Below are 18,513 nucleotides of genomic sequence, written 5' to 3'. Positions count from 1 at the left end.
GATAAAAAATCATGCGCCAATATTTTTTTCGAGAACTCCTGTGTTGCGTGATAATGTTAGGACCCGCGGTTGTTGCTTTTGCGCAAAAGCAGGTGATCAGCCCGGCCTTGTCCGCGGTTAACGACGGGGATTGGGATGATCGCTTTGGTGCTCTCGGTTTGAATGGCCCGGTGCATGCAATTGCGGCGCACGACAACAAAATCTATGTGGGCGGTTATTTTTCCCAAGCCGGAAACATTGCGGCCAATAACATTGCCATGTGGGATGGCGCAAACTGGCAGGCGCTGGGCGCGGGCATTTCGACGATCGCGGTGAACGCGATGGTCTACGCCATCGCGATTACCTCAAATGGAGACGTTTTTGTTGCAGGCCAATTTAGCAAAGCAGGTGAGGGCGAGGCGGCCAGCATTGCGCGATGGAACGGTGCGAGCTGGTCGCAGCTTGCCAGCGGCGGCCGTGACGGCGTCAACAATACGGTTTATGCGCTTGCCGCAATCGGTAATGAGGTTTATGCCTGCGGCTTGTTTTCGAGGGCCGGTAATCTCACGGTCAACGGCATGGCGAAATGGGACGGCGCGCAATGGGCGCGGCTTGGTACGAGCAGCGTGAACGGCGTTACCGGCGGCGCAGCCTATGCGCTGTTGGCGCATGACAACGAGCTTTATGCCGGCGGCGATTTCAGCCGCGCGGGCGCGATCAATGCCAATCGTATTGCAAAATGGCATCCCGCGCGCAACGAATGGACGGCGCTGGATCGCGGCATTGACGGCCCGGTTTATGCGATTGCGGCAAATGATAGCGGCGAAATTTTTGCCGGCGGCGCGTTTTCCACGGAAAGCGGCATTGTTGTCCGTAACCTCGCGAAATGGGATGGCGGTACCTGGAGCAATCTCGGCGCGGGCGCAGACAACGGCGTTGCTGGACCGGTGCGTACTTTGGCATTCAAACAACCGCTTCTTTTTGTTGGCGGCGATTTTCGCGAGGCCGGCAGCACCGCCGCCAACTTCATCGCAAAATGGAATGGCAGCAATTGGAGTCCGCTCGGCAGCGGCGTCAGTGGAATTGTTTATGCGTTCGCGCACAGCGGCAACAAGGCGATTTATGTTGGCGGGCAATTTCAAACTGCCGGCGGCCAGCCCTCGCATTATTTCGGCATTTGGCGGGAACAAACGAATGCCGTGGCTGACAATCAAAATGTGTTGCCAGGATTTGCTTTGCACCAAAATTTCCCCAACCCGTTCAATCCGGCAACTGTCATTCGCTTTACGCTGGCGCGGCCGCAATGGGTTTCGCTAAAAATTTATGACAGCCGGGGACGCGAGGCCGCGAGATTGCACGAGGGGTTGCTCATGGCGGGTGAACATGTAAGAGCTTGGCAGGCGCATGGATTTCGCAGCGGCGTTTACTTGTGCCGGCTAACCGCCGGCGGTTTTCAGGAGACACGCAAATTGCTGCTCGTGCATTAATTGCATTTGCAAACCTCGTGAAACATCTGTTCAAACGCAGCCCGCCCAAATATTGCTTGACATTCGTGGTCAAGTTTTATATTGTTGCAACGAGTTAGGCGAGTTATGGAAGATAATTTGAACCCTCCGGCTTAACGTCCAGCCGTTTGCGATCTCGCCTGTCGATCATCCACAATTCAACAAATCTTCATTCACCAGCACCCAGCTTAAGGGAGGTGTTCAGATGCGAGTTGTACGTTCAATGATTTTGGTGGCAGCCGTAGCCGTTTTGGGCCTGGCGTTCGTGCGCAGCGAAAAGAATGACGTCACGCCGAACAATTCAGAAACCACGATGACGGTTCCCGCCGGCGGTTCCGTGACGGGAACAATAAAATATGCCGGCAAAGCGCCCGCCAAAGCCAAGTTGCCGGTCACAAAAGACACGGAAGTCTGCGGCAAACAAGAACATATTGATGAAAGCCTGGTGGTCGGCGCAAGCGGCGGCATCAAAGACGTGGTGGTATCGATTAAAGGCGTTACGGGCGGCAAACCCTTAACGGCGCTGGGCGCGGATTTCGCCATCGATCAGAAAGGCTGCATGTACAGCCCGCATGTCTCCATCGCGCCGGTGAAAACGCCGATCAAGATTCTCAATCCGGACGGCATTTTGCACAATGTTCACAGCTACAGCACGAAGAACAAAGAATTCAACAAATCACAACCGAAATTCTTGAAAGAGATGAAAGTCACGTATGATCTGCCTGAACTCGTGACGCTCAAGTGTGATGTGCATGGCTGGATGAGCGCGAAGCTCGTGGTGGTGGATCATCCCTATTATGCCGTGACGGATGCCAACGGCAACTTCACGATTCCGGACGTTCCGCCCGGCTCTTATACCGTTGAATTCTGGCAAGAAAAGCTCGGCACCCAAACGGCGAAAGTTACGGTGGCAGCAGGCGCCGCCGCCAAGGCCGACTTTACCTATCCGGTAGCCGCGGCCAAGTAAACAAAGCCCTCAACAGGTTGATTGAATGGCATATCAACCTTGAAATTCATCAAAGATCAAACCCACTTCCGCCGCGAACATCAACCGCTGCGGGACGTGGGTTTTCTGTTTTGTCGGGGCGAGCATGGCGCGACACGCACGCGGGCGCTAACGGGTCGCATTGCAGAGCAACTGAAAATGATCGCGTGCGCTCAAACTTTTATTGATTATTGCTGCAAAACATTGCCGATCTTGATGTCTAACTTGGCAATCATGGCAGAAAACCAATGAGAAAATATCATGCAAAGAACAGCCAGGCACACACAGCGGTTAAAGTTATTCATAACAATTTTCATCACTTCAGCATTTATAGCCTTCGCGCAAACGCCCGAGAAAGCCATTTGCGCTGTTTGCCGCGTGCTCGAAGGCACAAACGAGCCGGAAAAAGTCGTTGCGACCGCCGATTATCAAGGCCAAAAATATTATTTCTGCGCTAAAAAATGCAAAAACCTCTTTGAGCAGGAACCGGCTTCTTATGTCCTGCCGGAATTTCCCCGGCCCGCACCGAATTTCAGCGTGACGAGTTTGAATGGCGAAACCGTCGCGTTGGAAAACTACAAGGGCAAAATCGTTCTGCTCGATTTCTGGGCAACCTGGTGCAAGCCCTGCGTGCATACCATGCCGAGTTTACAAAAATTGCATAACCAATTTTCAACAAGAAACTTCTCGGTGCTGGGCGTTGCGATCGACGAACAGGGCGAGAAAAAGGTCAAGGCTTTCGTGAAAAAACATCGCTTGACTTACCCAATTTTTTTGGACGCCAAAACGAGTCCGGCCTGGGAGACTTACAAAGTCAAAGTGATTCCCGCGATGTTTCTTATCGATGCCAGCGGACAAATTGTGCAGCAATGGACAGGCGAGCCTGACTTTAAGGAAGTGGAACAGATGGTGGAGAAACTCATCTCAAAAACGAAGGAGCCGTAAGTTCTCGCATGGAACGTAAAAATATTTCCACGGGCACGAAATGGGAGCCGATTGTGGGTTACTCGCGCGCCGTCCGGTTTGGACCTTACATTACAGTATCCGGCACCACCGCAACAACGGAGAACGGAGATCTTGCCGGCATTGGCGACGCATATGCGCAAACCGTACAGACCATCAAAAACATTCAATCTGCCTTGCAAAAAGCCGGCGCGGATTTGAAAGACGTGGTGCGCACACGCATTTATGTCACCAACATCGAGGAGTGGGAAAAAATCGGCAAGGCGCACGGTGAATTCTTCGGCGCGATCCGGCCCGCCACCAGCATGGTACAAGTCAGCCGCCTGATCATGCCGGAAATGCTGGTTGAAATCGAGGCTGATGCCATTGTGCAATAACGCATAACGCGGCAGTATGCGAATTTACTTGCGCTCAAAATATCTTCCTTCGAACAGCAAATAAGAGGTGTGGCCGCCGCTGCCGTAAACGCCGAATCCGTCGATTTGATACTCCCGTCCGGAAGGGGTTTGCACGACTCGCTCTTTGAAGCTTTCAAGGATATTGCCTTCCCCGGTCCGGCGATACCAGAACAGCGTGCCCTCTTCGAAATGGCCATGATGCAACGATTGCTGGCCGTTATCTTTTTTCACTTCGCAATAAAGCTTGCCGTCTTTTTCATAGTTTCGTGCGTGCGCATGTACCACCCTGCCATCACGGCCGCGTTCTATAAAGGCGGCATGCTGTTCTCCGCTTTCCCACCAGTAATGTTGCTCGACCGTAATGTGATCCAGCAAGCGGCCCTCATACGAAAAAACTTTGAACACGCCCTGCCATTTGCCAGTGAACGGCGCAAACGCATCCTGCGCCGCCCGGCTTTGCGCAAAACTAAACGTTGCTGCTAAAAGCGCGGCGTAAAAAACAAGTCCCTTCATGCTTTTACCTAAAATGGAAAGGATTTATCTGGTTGCGGCTGCAAATCGGCTTGGCAATCTAAACCAACGTTTTGTCAGACGCAAGCCGGGCAAAAGCAGTTGCATTTCGAAGGGGTTTTCTTAAATTCATTCAACCGTTGCCGCTATTGTTTTTTGATTTCAGGCAGTCGAATGCTATCGCTTCGCATCGCTTCACAAATCATTTTTACTATACAGAAAACCACTTTTTTCCAACCGTGCAACATTTCAATGCGAGGAAGATCATGCAGCTTCAGGATATCAAAATCATTCCGATAGAAAAACCCGAGGCCATGAATTTCATACTCGGGCAGAGCCATTTTATCAAAACCGTTGAGGATTTGCATGAAACGTTGATTGGCGCGGTTCCCGGCATCAAATTCGGCGTGGCGTTTTGCGAAGCGAGCGGCCCGCGGCTGGTGCGCTGGAGTGGAACCGATCCCGAGTGTATTGAGCTGGCCAAGAAAAACGCCCAGGCGCTGGGCGCGGGTCATAGCTTCATTATTTTTCTTGGCAATGTTTTTCCGATCAACGTTCTCAATGCCGTGAGGAACGTTCCGGAGGTGTGCCGGATTTTCTGCGCCACCGCAAATCCGGCGCAAGTGATCGTGGCGGAAAGCGCGCAAGGCCGCGGCATTCTCGGCGTGATTGACGGTGGTACACCGCTTGGCGTTGAAGACGAAAAGGATATTGCCGAGCGAAAAGGGTTGTTGCGCAAATTTGGGTATAAACTCTGAGACGATTATCCGTTCGAACCTGGCGAAACTCGACCACGGCCAAGCCGCGGCAGATCAAGCAATGGCTGCCGTGTTTTTATGAACTGTCATGAGGCAAGATTCAGAACATGGCCGGTAATCCTGCAGAAATTCCTCGACTCTTCCTCGCGGAGGCGCGTTTTCATCTCATGCAGCAATATTTGCCCTGGTTGCGCGCTTGCCTGGAGAAACTTTCAGAAGAAGACATTTGGTGGCGGCCAAACGAGAAAAGCAACAGCGCTGGAAATCTGGTGTTGCACTTATGCGGCAACGTCCGGCAGTGGATCATTCATGGCGTGAGCGGCGCGCCGGATGCGCGCAATCGACCGGCAGAATTTTCGGAGAGGCGGCCCATTCCCAAAGCCGCACTGCTGGCGCAACTCGAAGCCACTCTGGCTGAGGTGGATGTCACGCTGCAACAAGTCGCTGCGGAAGATTTGCCGCAACCGCGCGCCATTCAAGGCTTCGATCAAACCGTGCTGAGCGCGATCTTTCACGTGGTCGAACATTTTTCCTATCACACTGGGCAGATTATCTATCTCACCAAGATGCGCACGGGCGAGGATATGAAGTTTTGGAATGTTTAAACGAGGCCAGCTTTGTCCGGCAACGAACGAGGCCGGCAAGTTATTTTCGCTGGAGGTAAGAGTATGCTGGTTTACATCAAAAAAGATTATGAGGAAATGAGCAAAGCCGGCGCGCAGATTGTCGCGGCGTTGTTGCGCAAAAAACCCAACTGCGTTCTGGGCTTTGCCACCGGCAGCACACCGCTCGGCCTATACCGAGAATTGATTCGCATGCACCAGCGCGAGGGCCTGGATTTCTCGAAGATCACGACATTTAATCTGGACGAATATGTTGGCTTGCCGCCGGAGCATGATCAGAGTTATCATTATTTCATGTGGGAAAACCTGTTCAAGCACATCAACGTCGATCGACGTTTTGTGCATATCCCGATGGGCATGGCGCAAAATATCGAGGCGCATTGTGAATGGTATGAGGAACAGATCGAAAAAGCCGGCGGTATTGATTTGCAAATTTTGGGCATCGGCGCGAACGGCCACATTGCCTTCAACGAGCCAGGCTCCTCGCTCGGCTCGCGCACGCGCATTAAAACCCTAACGGGGACGACGCGCGAAGCCAACGCACGCTTCTTCAAAAATCCGCATGAAGTGCCGAAGTATGCCATCACCATGGGCGTCGGCACGATTATGGACGCGAAGCATGTACTGCTGCTGGCCAACGGCGCAACCAAGGCCGCGGCGATTGCGGCAACGTGCAAAGGTCCGATTACGGCCATGTGGCCTGCGACCATCGTGCAAATGCACCGGCTAGCTACCGTGCTTGTCGATCAAGCCGCAGCGGCAAAACTTAAAATGAAGTACGAAGGCTGAAACGACAAACCACCTTTGTCCATCAGGGTGAGCCATTCTGCCTGCGCTTTCCGGTGAATTCGTTTGAAACCCTGACTCGAATTTTACGAAAACAAACCTTCCGCAATTCGTTTCATTCATCCAAACTCATGAGGAGTGCTATGCAGCTCAAAAAAATCCTGACTGTCGGTCTCGCCGTTTTGCTGGGCTCGAGCGCGCTGTTCGCCGGCGACAAGCCTGCGCTCAAGATTGATTACGAAAAGTACAAGCTCAAGAACGGCCTGGAAGTTATTTTGCACTCGGATAAATCCGATCCGCTGGTCGCGGTCGCGATTTTGTACCATGTCGGCTCGAACCGCGAAGAGAAAGGCCGCACCGGTTTTGCGCATCTTTTTGAGCACATGCTGTTTCAAGAATCCCAGCATGTCGGGCAGGATCAATTTTTCAAAAAGATTCAAGGCGCGGGCGGTACGCTCAATGGCGGTACCTCGTTCGATCGCACGATTTATTTCGAAGTCGTGCCCAAAAACGCGCTCGAAATGTGCCTCTGGCTGGAGTCTGACCGCCTGGGATTTTTGCTGCCCACGGTGACCCAGGAGGCATTCGCCAACCAGCAGGATGTCGTACAAAACGAAAAGCGCCAGCGCGTGGACAATGTGCCTTACGGCCACAGTTGGTATGTCATGCACAAGCTGCTGTTCCCGGAAAATCATCCCTACAATTGGCAAGTCATCGGTTCGTTTGAAGATTTGTCCAACGCTACGCTGGCGGATGTGCGCAGCTTTTTTCAAAAGTGGTACGGCCCGAACAACGCCACGCTGGTGATTGCGGGCGACTATGATCCGGCGCAGGCGAAGCAATGGGTGGAAAAATATTTCGGCGAAATCAAGCCCGCACCGCCCGTGCCCGATCCGCAACCGATGCTCGTTACGCTCGAGCAGACCAAACGCGCATTTCATGAAGACAATTTTGCACGCTCACCCGAGCTGAGCATGGCCTTCCCCACCGTGCAAAATTTTAGCAAAGATTCCTATGCTCTCGACTTGCTTGCCGATCTGCTGTCAGATGGCAAGAAAGCTCCGCTTTATAAAGTGATCGTCGAGGAAAAGAAACTGGCGCCTTCCGTGACGGCCTTTCAAAACAGCCTGGAAATGGCGGGCTATCTGCTCGTTCGGGTGCGCGCGTTTCCGGATAAGAGTTTGACGGAGGTGGAGGACGCCATTTTTGAAGCGTTAGGGCGCTTTGAAAAAGAGGGATTCACCGACAAAGATTTGGCCCGCATCAAAGCCAAAACCGAAACTAATTTTTATAACAGCATTGCCAGCACGCTGAACAAGGCTTTCCAGCTTGCGAATTATAATGAGTATGCCGGCTCGCCGGATTTCATCACGCAGGATATTCAAAACTCGTTGGCCGTCACCAAAGACGATATCTGGCGCGTTTATAACAACTATGTCAAAGGCAAAAACTTTGCGCTGACCAGTTTTGTGCCAAAAGGCAAACTCGAGTTGGTGGCAAAGAATTCCGAACGCTTCCCGGTGGTGGAAGAAGCCATCGAAGAAGCCGGGGTTGAAAAACCGGCAGCCAGCGCCTCCGCTGCCACGATGGAAAAACTGCCCTCGAGTTTTGATCGCTCGGTTGAGCCGCCGAAGGGGCCTGCACCGGTTGTCACGCTGCCGAAAATCTGGACGCACACCTTCAAAAACGGCTTGCGGGTTTACGGCATCGAGCACAACGAATTGCCGCTGGTGGAGATGTCGCTCACGCTCAAGGGCGGCATGTCGCTCGATGATCCCAACAAAGTCGGCGTGGCGAATTTGATGACGGACATCATGATGGAAGGCACCAAAACCAAAACGCCGGTGGAATTGGAGGAGGCGATCGACGAATTGGGTTCCACCATCAGAATGTTTACGACTGATGAAAACATCGTCATTCAAGCCAACACGCTGTCGTCCAAGCTCGACAAAACCTATGCGCTGTTCGAGGAAATTCTGCTGGAGCCGCGCTGGGATGAGAAAGAATTTGACCGCATCAAACAAGAAACGATTGAAACCATTAACCGCCGCAATGTCGACCCGGCGACGGTGGCGATCAATGTGCATCGCAAACTGATTTATGGCAACGCTCACATTCTTTCAAATCCGACCATGGGCACGGCGGCAACGGTCGAGAAAGTCAGCATCGCAGATTTGAAGAACTTCTACGACAAGAATTATTCGCCCGCCGTGTCACACATTTCCATCGTCGGCAACATTTCCAAAGAAAACGCCCTCAAGCTTTTTTCGCCATTAGAACAGAAGTGGCCGGCCAAGGAAGTCAAATTCGCCGAGTATCCCACGCCGCCGCCGCTGGAACAACCGCGTGTGTACTTCGTTGACATGCCCGGCGCCAAACAATCGCAGATTCGCATCGGTTACCTGGCCTTGCCCTATACGCACCCGGATTATTATGCCGCGACGGTGATGAACTACAAACTGGGCGGCAGCTTCAACGGCTTTTTGAATCTAATCTTGCGTGAAGAAAAGGGTTATACTTACGGCGCGCGCTCGACTTTTATTGGCACGCGATTCCCGGGGCCGTTTGTTGCGTACGCCGGCGTGCGCTCCAATGTAACGTTTGAATCGGCGCAAATCTTCAAAGATGAAATCGCCAAGTATCGCAACGGCTTGTCCGATGAAGATTTCATGTTTACGAAAAGCGCGTTGACGCAATCGAACGCATTGAACTTCGAGACGCTCGGCGCCAAGCGCAACATGCTGGATCAAATTGCCGAATACAATTTGCCGTTCGACTATGTCAAACAGCAGGAAAAAATCATTTTCGATATGTCGAAGGAGCAGCATCAAGCGCTGGCGCAGAAGTATCTTGATCCCAACAAGATGATTTATGTCGTGGTCGGCGATGCCGCCACACAATTGGAGGGTTTGAAGCAGTTGGGGCTGGGAGACCCGATTTTGCTGGATAAAGACGGCAATCCCGTCAACTGATTTATCTGCGGACGCCGGACGCGCCTTCACGCGCGTCCGGTATTTTGTTTATAAGAGCTACCCCGATTTGCAGACAAGCTGCAAATCAAAGCTTCTGCGAAGCAGCAAAAACTATTCGGCGAAACTCGGTGTCTTCGATGATCATCGGCGATAAAGCTTTTCTGCCGAAATGCGCCGACGTCACCGAACATCGCCGAAAAAAACTTTGGCAGGATGATTTATCGACAGAATTATTTCATATCGTTCTGCCGACAAATTAATCTGACATAAACCTTCAGAATTTTGTTCTATGTTTGAATAGGCAATCGTCTTAAACCCATCCTGCTCGCAAGCCAAGAACGCCCCGTTCAAATAGCGCTTGCAAATCGAGCGCAAATTCCCTTAAATCATCTCGTCGTTTTGCCTCAAGAATTTTTGGCGAAAAAGTAACGGCAAGAACGCCGGCCTGACGGTTGTTCGATTACTGACCGGCGCTAAAAAATGATTCTCCGGGCGTTTTGTTCACAACGATTTTTCAGCAACCCCCCGCATCATCAGATTCGCGACGTAAGGACGAGTTCACATGGAAAAAATCGCCATTTGCATCATTGGCGCAGGGCCGGCAGGCATTGCCACGGCGGCTGCGTTGGTGAAGCAACGGCCGGCGTTGCGCGATCAAATTTTACTCATTGAAAAAGAGCAGCACCCGCGTCATAAACTCTGCGGCGGCGGCTTGACGCCCTGGGCCGATCAACTCTTGCGCGAGTTGGCGCTGGAGGCGCCGGCGCCGGATTTTTGCGTCAATCGTGTGCTGTTTTATCTCAACGAGAGTCCGCTCACTTTCGATATTCCGGGCTTGATGCGCACCGTTCGCCGCAACGAGTTTGACGCTGCGTTGGCCGGCTCGCTTCGCCGCAAGGGCGTTCGCATTCTGGAAAATACCGCAGCGCAAAATTTTACCGAGAACGACGAGGGCATACTCATCACAACTTCCGGAGGAGAATTTCTCGCGAAACTGGTGGTGGGTGCTGATGGCGCAAAAAGTCTCGTGCGGCGGCAATTTTTTCGTGAAATGCCCTCGCGCGTCTCGCGTTTGCTCGAAGTGTTGGTGCCAGCCAATAATGGCGCCTCACATGTATTTGAAAATCAAGCGGTGGTTATCGACTTTCGCGCGATGCGGGAGGGGTTGCAAGGGTATGTCTGGGATTTTCCATGCTGGGTGAATGGCGCGCCTCATCTTAACGTGGGGTTGTTCGACAGCAGGATTCACGACGGGCAAAATAATCTGCGTGCGGATCTACCCGCGTTGCTCAACCGGCACCTGGAAACACGCGGATTCAAACCATCGACCCAACTTATGGGGCATCCGGAGCGCTGGTTTCATCCGGTGGATCGCTTCAGCCGGCCGCGCGTACTCTTGGCAGGCGAGGCTGCCGGCATCGAGCCGTGGTTGGGCGAAGGCATTTCCGCCGCGCTTGCTTATGGTTTTGTCGCAGCCGAAACGATCGTGTACGCGCTGGATACGAATGACTTCACGCTCGCGGATTATCAGCAGCGCATCCGGGTTCATCGTCTGGGAAAGTTGCTGCGCCGCAATCGCATCATTGCAAAGGTGTTTTATGGAAAATATTTTCGCGCACTTTTGCCCTCTTTCGGTCGCGTGCTGCGCGGCTATGTCAGCATCAAGCACCGCCTCAGCGCAAGATAATGGCAGGCGGCCAACAAAAAAGCCGCGAGCATTCCAAAAATGCTCACGGCTTGTACGTGAGTGGAGACGGCGGGAATCGAACCCGCGTCCGAAGGCCAGTCAACGAGAACTTCTACATGTTTAGTCGGTTGATCGTTCTCACGCGTGCGACCTCAACGGACAAGGGTCGTCACGCGCCAGCCTGTAGCATCTCGCCTGCGATACCCAGACACAACCGCAAGCCAGCCACTGTTGTGTCGCCCGTGCTCAACCGAGTGGCGCGATGGAGACGAGCGTGCCGCCTAATTAATTAGGCAGCAACAGCATACGCATAGTTGTCTGCGTTTAAATTTGTTGCCCGGATATTTAACGAGGCTCCAGACAACCTCGACATGCCGCTCTCGCTTCCTCGACCCCCGTCGAAGCCATGTCGTCCCCGGGAAGCGTTCATTTAAACGCCCAAACATAAGAAATAGTTGCACGGCAATCAAGTTGATTTTCCCCCCGCGCGGCGGCGCCATGAAAAACTCATTGATATTGCCATTGTTTTAGAATATTTTTTCGAGCGTCTGAATAATCATGATCAAAGACGGTAATCGCAAGTTTTTGCCATTCCTGTAAACGCTTAACCTTTCTCTCTGAGGAGCATCTGATGAAACTGACGAAGCAGCAACGCCAAATGATCATTCGTGAATTGATCGTGTCCAACCGCATCGCGAGCCAGGATGAATTGAGCCGGTTGCTGCGGCGACAGCGCGTGGAAGTGACGCAAGCGACGCTCTCACGCGACTTGCGCGAGATGCGCATCGCGCGCATGCCGGAAGACAACGGCGTGCGCTACGTTTTGCCGGAAGTTGCCGAGGGCAAAAAGCTGCGCCGCGTGGTGCAGGAAGAAATCGTTCAAATTCAGGGCAATGAATGCGTCATTATCATTAAGACGCTGCCCGGCCGCGCGCCCGGCGTCGGCGTTTTTATCGATCATCTCAAGCACCCCGACATTCTCGGCACGGTCGCCGGCAACGACACGTTGTTGGTCGTGCCGCTCAACATGAGCAAAACCCAGGCGGTGATCGATCATCTGCGCACACTGGGCGTTGCTGAACCCAAAACAGAGCCTGACAACGATATGGAGATGTAATCGGCACTACGGATAAACTGAATCAGTTTTACCTGGTCGATCGCTGGCTTTTGGGGCTGACGGTGAGCGCCGGCGCTTAAACGCCGGCCATTTCCTCCAAACCTCCTCCTGCCCGTGCAACGTTGTTGCAAAATTGCATTTCATGTGGGGCCTCCTGCCAAACTTTTTTTACGCGAATCCCCTGGCTAAAGCCTATATAGAAACAATAAAATGTAATGACGGCATACCATAGGGATATGATTGCTCAATCTACGGCTCAACGCGAGAAGTGGCTTTGCCCCTATCCGCATGACGCGGCTCCGCTTCTTCCGGAAATTCCATCAGGCACGAACGGCGCAGTCACAGGCGCTTCTCTTTTTGGCGAAACCTGTACGGACCCCAATTGTTTACAGCCGATTTTGCGCTGTGCAGGATGCGGAGGAACAAACCGGACGAGTGCGCGCTTCTGCCGGTATTGCGGCCAAAAACTCGCTTATGAAGAAAATTTTCAAGATATGCTGATGCGGCGTGATGTAGCGCAACCCGGAACCAAAAAGAACTATCGTCAAATCACCTTGCCCGGCATCATGCCCGGCGGCGTTACCGCGATCGTGGTTGGTTGGGGATATTTTGCTTTCGCTGCGGCGCAGTGGGGATTGGGCTTGATGGCAAATGCGGTGTTGCATCCGCCGCGCTTATTGCGCCGTTTCCGCAGCTCAAATGACGATCTCGTCACACAGTTGCATGCGGTTTCACATCCGCAGTGGTTCCCGGGCTTTCTCGCGCTGGGGCGGCGTTCGGTATTTTATCTCACTCTCGCGCCGCAACCCCATTGCCGGTGCCTCTTTCGGTTGAAGGAAAGAAATTGGTCCATCGACGGCGCGCTCATTAGCGGCAGTTCCGTTGTCCTCCGGCTGTTTGACCGCGCTGGCAATCGTTTGCGCTGGCTAGCCGTTGCCGGCGATTCGCGTAGCGTGACGCCGCTGCCCTGGCAACATCGCGGTCCGGCGGGCAAAATGATCAAGCTCGCCGCCGAAGATGAGATCCTCTATCACACTTCGGAAGAAGTGATTCGCCTGAATGTGCGCACCGGGCTTGAGACGCGCTATCCGGCGCCGCCCTGCGGCTACGATATGGCAGCAACGCCGCAGATGCATCCTCGCACCGGTGAAATTTTCCTGCTCGGCGGCGACGATCTCATTTATCGCCAGAATCTGGCCAATGCGGTACCGTTCGCCTTTACCGACCAACCTCGTCCGGCGGCGCATTTGTTTTTTGATCCAGCGGAGCAAGCGCTTTATCTGTTGAGCCGCCAGGGATTAACGGCGCTGGATGACGCAAGCGGCGGAGAAAAATGGTCGTTTGGGCGTAACGCCGATTTTAGTGTGTTGCTGGGCGCTCAGCCGCCGCAGCGCTGGGGCAGTCATTTAATCGCAGCTGTACGCAGTCCGAAATGGCAAGGCGAGCGCATCAGCTTGTTACCGCTGAAACCAAGCGGCAAGATGATGCCGCTGCCGCCCGCGGTCGCCATTTCGCCTGCGCCGGCATGCACCGCTTCCGGAGTCATCGCACTCCAGCAGCCCGGCGCAACCGCGTCATCGCGGCATGCCGCGCTGCTGCAACTCAACCTGTAGCCTTTGCGATTGTAAACGTGCTTTGTCCAAATTGCAAATCATGGGAAATTACATTGACAACCGCCGCGGATCAATTCTGCTCATGGTGCGGTTGTTCGCTTTTTCAGGTTGACTGTAGCGTCTCACCTGAACTCGTCTATTTTCATCCTGCGGAAGGGGGCTTGCCGGCGATCAGTGTCTTGCTCCAAAACAATGGTCTCTTGCCCGTCACGGTTCTGGATGTTCTTTCTAACCCGCCGGGCTATGTGCATTTCCCCCATTTACCTCTTGCGTCAAATGCCGGCGAGACTACGCCGGCCAAAAGCGCCCGCCCCGCAATTGTGCTGCAAGCCGGCGAAGTGAGAGAATTGCAGGGCAAAATCACGCCGGCCGCATTGCGTGATTTTGATGGCGCGCATATTCGCTTGAAGCCGAAGCTCGATCCTGCTGTCGCTGTCGCAGAGTGCCGCGTTGCTGTTTTGCCTTTTCCAGAATTTGAATTGCTCACGCCGGCATTGCAATTGTTCGACACACTGTCTTCTCAGTCGCCGATGTTACGCTGCAGTTCCGGCGCGCGCATTCGCTTGCGCCACGGCAGAGCTGATATTCGCGAATTGGCGTGCGATCAACCCGGCGTTAATTTTTTGCCGGACGGCCCTCATCCGATTCCCACCGAATTGGAAGCCGAAAAAAATAACGGCACGCTCTCCTTTCAAGTTGAAGTCGAACGCGCGTTTCTGGCGCCCTATTTAAGAACCGGCCAGCCCATGCTCGCCACCTTGAAACTGGTGTGCAACAATCCGCCGGGAACGTTTGCGCCATTCAATTCGCCCTTAAAAATTTTCGCCCATCCGGTGCCGCGCCTGGAATTTCCGGATCTAGCGAGTTCGGTTAACGGCAACCTGTTGGAGTTGCAAACCTGGGCATTGACAGACCGCACGCGCACACTCTCGCTGCAAATCAAAAACCCGGGCACGCTGCCGCTTGAAATTTTTGCCATTAAAACCACCGCCACCCTGGAATGCCTGGCGCTGCAAGGCCCGGATTTGCCGATCACGCTTTTGCCCAAACAAAGTGCAGATGTTCGATTTTTGCTTGATACACGCACGATTGCTGATGCTCAGGAAATCACCGGCAAGCTAACATTTCAATTTCGCGCCAGCCACGAGACGGAATTCACCGCGCGTCTTGCGCTGGCCATTGATGTGCGCCAACCGCAACCTTATCCCGGCGTATCGGCGCTGGATTTTGGCGCGAGTCATACCTGCCTGGCGGTTGCAGAGCTTGATGACAAACCGGAATCAATGCCCCGGCTCGTGCGCATCGCTGGTGAAGCATTCGTGCCCTCGGCCATCATGTATCACGACATAAGCCCGGAGGGCGAGCGCCATTACGATATTGGCCATGCCGCGCTTGTTGCCAGCGCGGGAGTTGACGCCGTGATGCACGTCATTCCGGATTTAAGAAAGCATCTTGGTGTTGCGCATGACTGGGAAATCATCTTACATCATTCCGGCGCCGCCGCGACGCTGCCCGCGCCGGTGATTCTGACAGACTTCATCAAGAAATTCATCTATGAAGCAGAGAACAGTCTGGCCGATGAGTTATACCGCCGCGCGGAGAGCGGACTTGATTTCAGCGCGTGTTTGTTGCAGAATACCTTGGTCATCCATCCCGCAACGTTTACGGATCATCAGAAGCGCGCGCTGTGCGCGGTGCTTGCAAATGCAGGATTCAATTCTCCGGATGAAACCTGGCTCCAGCCGGCGCCGGTGGTTGCGGGATTTGAAGGCCTGGTCGCACGAGTGCCGCACTGGCAGGCCGAAGCGGAAAATGCAACGCAGCCGCAACTTCATCATGTTCTGACCTATGATCTCGGCGCAAGCGCCACCGGCCTGGCGCTGACGCGCATCGAGTTGCAGCCGGAAGCAAACAAAACGTTCGCAGAAAGCACGGCTGTCATCATGAATCTAAAAACGCTGAGCGTCGACGGCGATCCCGGTTTCGGCGGCGACACGATCACCGTTGCGCTGGCGAAATATTTAATGGAACAAGCCGTGGCGCAACTTGAGCAAAAGCTGGCGCCGCCCGTGGTCGTGCCGTTGTGGAATCGCGCGCTTGAACAACCGCAACTCAAACTTGAAAAAATCGGCTACCTAAACTGGCGGCGGCTGCTGCGTAACGCCGAACATGTGAAATGTCTCTTATCCGAGTCGCCGACGGATAAGAATTGCAGTTTCAAACCGATGACTTTACAAGTGGTGACCGATGGCAAAGTGAAAGCCGCAACCATCACCGGCGTCTCCGCCAACAATGAGTTATTGCACAACCTGGTAGCGGCGCATCTCGACGAACATGTTCAGATGCTCAAGAGTTTAGTGCGCAAGCACGGGCTGGAATGCCCGGAAATTTTTCGGCTCACCGGCAAAAGCACCCTGTTGCCGTTTATCCGTGCGCGCTTTGCAGACATCTTCAATCCCAGGAAATGCCGGGTGGTCTATAGCCTCGACGGCAAGCCGGCCAAGACACTGCTTCCGATCAATGGTTTGAAATCGACGGCGGCCGTTGGCGGCGTGCATTATTTGTGTCATCTCAAACGCGGCAATTGGGCGCCCCGGCAGGAGCCAGCGCCGCAGCAAACCGGCATGCGCATCGGTTTGGGAATACGCGGCAACAACAGCCTGCGTTTTTGGGAAGTGATCGGCAAAGGCGGCTTGATCGGCGCCGAGTATGTCGTGCGACCGTTCGGATTGACGCTGGAGACGACTCTGACGTTTTACGCCAGCGCAAAAGAGGGCGAGATACATTTGCCGCAAGAGGCCCAGCTTATCGCCGCGTGCCGGCTCAATCGTTTCATGCCGGCTTTGCCGGGCGACTTGCGCGACGAGGAGTTGCTACGCTTGGTGTGCGCCGGCAAATTGCGCGTTCAATTAACGCCCAATCATGAACTTCATGTGTTGTTGCAGGCGCGCGGCCGCGAGTACGTTATTTATCTCACTTTGCAGAAGTGAGAGCAGAAGCTCGCCGTGGTGAGCTGGTCATTCTTACGTCTCGAATCGGGCAGGGGCGAACGCGCGAAATTGTTTCTCCCATCACCTCCGCATTAAGTTTTTTTATTTCATCCGTGATCATTTTCTGAGGCATTCATTTTATCGGATTCATCACGGCGCAAGTCGCGACCAAAAGGAATTTAAGCCTGTTCAGGAGTTTCATATGAAAATCAAAATAGGTGTTTTGCTATCTGCCGCGCTGCTGGTGCTGTTGGCCGTGGCAAATAATTTCAGCGCCGAGGAAAAGCGTTTGATCTTGGCGCCCGGCGCCAAGCTGCACTTGCCGGCCATCACCACACCCACAGACAGCTTCGCAGTTCGCTTCACGTTGGCGTTGCCGGATTCGCTCCGGTTGCAGCGCCATCAATGCCGCATCCTCGCCGGCAGCGGCTATGTGCTGCGCACGCTGCCGGCTTATTCCTGGGCGTTGCGCGACTCTGCCGTGATCGTCCTGTCAACTCTCGATTTGACCTTGCGTGCTTTGGCCGATTCCTCCGGGTCGTTTCAAATGCGTTTTGATTTTGCCAATCTCGATCAGCCTGAACGCAATCGCGGCGCTGCCTGGTTGATGATCGGCGCGCCTGATCTGCCGTTGGCAAACCCCGTTACTGCTGCCGCGGATTCGTCAGCGATCACCTCCGCAATTGATTCCAGCGCTGCTGCAATTGATGCAGCTCGGGCAGAAGATCCTGCGGAAGCGCAGGGCAAAATTTTATTGTGGGTTATGATCGCCGTGATCGTGCTCGGCGTGCTGTTGCTGGCTGTGCTCAGCGTCATGAGCGGCGCCAAATCCCGCGATTTTGCCAGCCAGTCGCAGCTTACCTCGCGACCGGAGTCTGAAACAAAGACGGGCCGTGAGCAAGGCCGTACCGCAAGTTTTGTGACAACCACTTCTTCACGTGCGCCGAAAGTCTCGGAGAGGGAGAACGGGGGAAGACATGCGACGGCAAGCGCTGGAGACGACGCTGCTACGCTTCCCATCGCGGCGAATCGTTTGGCATTTCTTTATAAAGAAGCGCAACCCGAGGCCGGCGGCGATGGCCAGGAGGCCTCCGGCATGGATGCCATGGTTACGAAGCTGCGGGAAATGACCGCGGCAACGCAACAAGCGCTGGCGGCGCAGCACGAAATGTTGGAACGTCTCGCGCAAAACGTAAAACCGGAAAACGGCAATACGCGCCTGCACCACAGCGTCTCAGAAAAAACTGGCGAAACGCATGGCGCTGCGGGCGGTGAAATCCCCTGGAGCATGACCGCTTCTACGCGGCGCTGGGATTTGGCGACTGAAACGAAAACCAGCGATGCCAGCTTCGAGGAAATCGTCGAAGCCATCGACGGTGTGGTCGCTGCAAGCGCAACCAAGCCATTGCTCGCGCCCCCCAGTGTCACAGCAGTCAAAATCGATGCACTGCGCCGCCTGGCAGAACGGTTGCAAAAAATCACCGCTGCGTGCCAGGAAGCCGGTGCGCCAACGCAGGCCGCCGCCGCGGAAAATCTGCGCCGCAAGGCCGCTGAACTTGCACTCAATTACGAAGCGTGGGTCAGCAGCCATGCGCTCAAGCTGTCGCTTCATCTTCCTCTTCCCGGC

At 54.0% G+C, this 18,513-nt stretch carries 15 protein-coding genes and 1 other RNA gene; 14 read left to right on the top strand and 2 right to left on the bottom strand.

Annotated elements, in window-relative coordinates; all coding sequences use genetic code 11:
* Nucleotides 1–11: 11 nt before the first annotated feature.
* The 5 genes from FBQ85_11790 to FBQ85_11770 all read left to right on the top strand — a co-directional run bounded on the left by FBQ85_11790 (nucleotide 12) and on the right by FBQ85_11770 (nucleotide 3,809).
* Nucleotides 12–1,466: a T9SS type A sorting domain-containing protein gene (locus FBQ85_11790; protein ID MDL1875834.1), complete on the top strand. Its 1,455-nt coding sequence runs from the start codon at nucleotides 12–14 to the stop codon at nucleotides 1,464–1,466.
* A gap of 223 nt (nucleotides 1,467–1,689) precedes the next feature.
* Nucleotides 1,690–2,451 carry a hypothetical protein gene (locus FBQ85_11785; GenBank protein MDL1875833.1) on the top strand — a complete coding sequence of 254 codons (762 nt, stop codon included), beginning with the start codon at nucleotides 1,690–1,692 and terminating at the stop codon, nucleotides 2,449–2,451.
* Between the two features lie 39 nt (nucleotides 2,452–2,490).
* Complete coding sequence (locus FBQ85_11780; protein ID MDL1875832.1) at nucleotides 2,491–2,721, top strand: hypothetical protein; 231 nt, start codon at nucleotides 2,491–2,493, stop codon at nucleotides 2,719–2,721.
* A gap of 9 nt (nucleotides 2,722–2,730) precedes the next feature.
* Entirely contained in the window at nucleotides 2,731–3,414 is a 684-nt protein-coding gene (locus FBQ85_11775; protein ID MDL1875831.1) for a redoxin domain-containing protein, read from the top strand.
* 8 nt (nucleotides 3,415–3,422) lie between these two features.
* Complete coding sequence (locus FBQ85_11770) at nucleotides 3,423–3,809, top strand: RidA family protein (GenBank protein MDL1875830.1); 387 nt, start codon at nucleotides 3,423–3,425, stop codon at nucleotides 3,807–3,809.
* Nucleotides 3,810–3,833: 24 nt separating this feature from the next.
* Here the strand turns inward: FBQ85_11770 and FBQ85_11765 are convergent, their stop codons facing one another.
* A complete protein-coding gene (locus FBQ85_11765) occupies nucleotides 3,834–4,343 on the bottom strand; it encodes a hypothetical protein (GenBank protein MDL1875829.1) in 510 nt (169 codons plus the stop codon).
* 263 nt (nucleotides 4,344–4,606) lie between these two features.
* Between FBQ85_11765 and FBQ85_11760 the strand changes: the two genes are divergently transcribed.
* The 5 genes from FBQ85_11760 (at nucleotide 4,607) to FBQ85_11740 (ending at nucleotide 11,166) form a co-directional block, all read left to right on the top strand.
* On the top strand, nucleotides 4,607–5,098 hold the full coding sequence (locus FBQ85_11760; protein ID MDL1875828.1) for a hypothetical protein: 492 nt from the start codon (nucleotides 4,607–4,609) through the stop codon (nucleotides 5,096–5,098).
* A 107-nt stretch (nucleotides 5,099–5,205) separates the two neighbouring features.
* A complete protein-coding gene (locus tag FBQ85_11755; protein MDL1875827.1) occupies nucleotides 5,206–5,703 on the top strand; it encodes a DUF1572 domain-containing protein in 498 nt (165 codons plus the stop codon).
* 63 nt (nucleotides 5,704–5,766) lie between these two features.
* Complete coding sequence (gene nagB, locus FBQ85_11750; GenBank protein ID MDL1875826.1) at nucleotides 5,767–6,510, top strand: glucosamine-6-phosphate deaminase; 744 nt, start codon at nucleotides 5,767–5,769, stop codon at nucleotides 6,508–6,510.
* A 128-nt stretch (nucleotides 6,511–6,638) separates the two neighbouring features.
* Nucleotides 6,639–9,479, top strand: a complete 2,841-nt coding sequence (locus FBQ85_11745) for an insulinase family protein (protein ID MDL1875825.1) — start codon at nucleotides 6,639–6,641, stop codon at nucleotides 9,477–9,479.
* 562 nt (nucleotides 9,480–10,041) lie between these two features.
* Nucleotides 10,042–11,166: an NAD(P)/FAD-dependent oxidoreductase gene (locus tag FBQ85_11740; protein ID MDL1875824.1), complete on the top strand. Its 1,125-nt coding sequence runs from the start codon at nucleotides 10,042–10,044 to the stop codon at nucleotides 11,164–11,166.
* A 58-nt stretch (nucleotides 11,167–11,224) separates the two neighbouring features.
* Here the strand turns inward: FBQ85_11740 and ssrA are convergent.
* Nucleotides 11,225–11,583, bottom strand: a transfer-messenger RNA (tmRNA) gene (gene ssrA / locus FBQ85_11735).
* 214 nt (nucleotides 11,584–11,797) lie between these two features.
* Here ssrA and FBQ85_11730 point away from each other — a divergent pair.
* From FBQ85_11730 to FBQ85_11715, 4 genes are all read left to right on the top strand, one after another.
* A complete protein-coding gene (locus FBQ85_11730; GenBank protein MDL1875823.1) occupies nucleotides 11,798–12,283 on the top strand; it encodes an arginine repressor in 486 nt (161 codons plus the stop codon).
* A 500-nt stretch (nucleotides 12,284–12,783) separates the two neighbouring features.
* The gene (locus tag FBQ85_11725) at nucleotides 12,784–13,896 is read left to right on the top strand and encodes a hypothetical protein (GenBank protein MDL1875822.1); all 1,113 of its coding nucleotides are present in this window, start codon (nucleotides 12,784–12,786) and stop codon (nucleotides 13,894–13,896) included.
* 200 nt (nucleotides 13,897–14,096) lie between these two features.
* Nucleotides 14,097–16,886: a hypothetical protein gene (locus tag FBQ85_11720; protein MDL1875821.1), complete on the top strand. Its 2,790-nt coding sequence runs from the start codon at nucleotides 14,097–14,099 to the stop codon at nucleotides 16,884–16,886.
* 202 nt (nucleotides 16,887–17,088) lie between these two features.
* Nucleotides 17,089–18,513, top strand: a 1,425-nt coding sequence (locus FBQ85_11715) for a hypothetical protein (GenBank protein ID MDL1875820.1), incomplete at its 3' end; no start/stop codon positions are given.

The organism is Cytophagia bacterium CHB2, from assembly GCA_030263535.1.
Classification (GTDB): Bacteria; Zhuqueibacterota; Zhuqueibacteria; order Zhuqueibacterales; family Zhuqueibacteraceae; genus Coneutiohabitans.
The sequence above is the reverse complement of the archived record's forward strand: the minus strand, read 5'-3'. Positions and strand labels throughout refer to the sequence as shown.

What these genes read in the sequence shown, in the direction of transcription:
- FBQ85_11760 (MDL1875828.1), top strand. Translation starts at nt 4,607, where the DNA reads ATGCAGCTTCAGGATATCAAAATCATTCCGATAGAAAAACCCGAGGCC.
- FBQ85_11770 (MDL1875830.1), top strand. Translation starts at nt 3,423, where the DNA reads ATGGAACGTAAAAATATTTCCACGGGCACGAAATGGGAGCCGATTGTG.
- FBQ85_11730 (MDL1875823.1), top strand. Translation starts at nt 11,798, where the DNA reads ATGAAACTGACGAAGCAGCAACGCCAAATGATCATTCGTGAATTGATC.
- FBQ85_11790 (MDL1875834.1), top strand. Translation starts at nt 12, where the DNA reads ATGCGCCAATATTTTTTTCGAGAACTCCTGTGTTGCGTGATAATGTTA.
- FBQ85_11745 (MDL1875825.1), top strand. Translation starts at nt 6,639, where the DNA reads ATGAGGAGTGCTATGCAGCTCAAAAAAATCCTGACTGTCGGTCTCGCC.
- nagB (MDL1875826.1), top strand. Translation starts at nt 5,767, where the DNA reads ATGCTGGTTTACATCAAAAAAGATTATGAGGAAATGAGCAAAGCCGGC.
- FBQ85_11785 (MDL1875833.1), top strand. Translation starts at nt 1,690, where the DNA reads ATGCGAGTTGTACGTTCAATGATTTTGGTGGCAGCCGTAGCCGTTTTG.
- FBQ85_11755 (MDL1875827.1), top strand. Translation starts at nt 5,206, where the DNA reads ATGGCCGGTAATCCTGCAGAAATTCCTCGACTCTTCCTCGCGGAGGCG.
- FBQ85_11765 (MDL1875829.1), bottom strand. Translation starts at nt 4,343, where the DNA reads ATGAAGGGACTTGTTTTTTACGCCGCGCTTTTAGCAGCAACGTTTAGT.
- FBQ85_11725 (MDL1875822.1), top strand. Translation starts at nt 12,784, where the DNA reads ATGCGGCGTGATGTAGCGCAACCCGGAACCAAAAAGAACTATCGTCAA.
- FBQ85_11775 (MDL1875831.1), top strand. Translation starts at nt 2,731, where the DNA reads ATGCAAAGAACAGCCAGGCACACACAGCGGTTAAAGTTATTCATAACA.
- FBQ85_11740 (MDL1875824.1), top strand. Translation starts at nt 10,042, where the DNA reads ATGGAAAAAATCGCCATTTGCATCATTGGCGCAGGGCCGGCAGGCATT.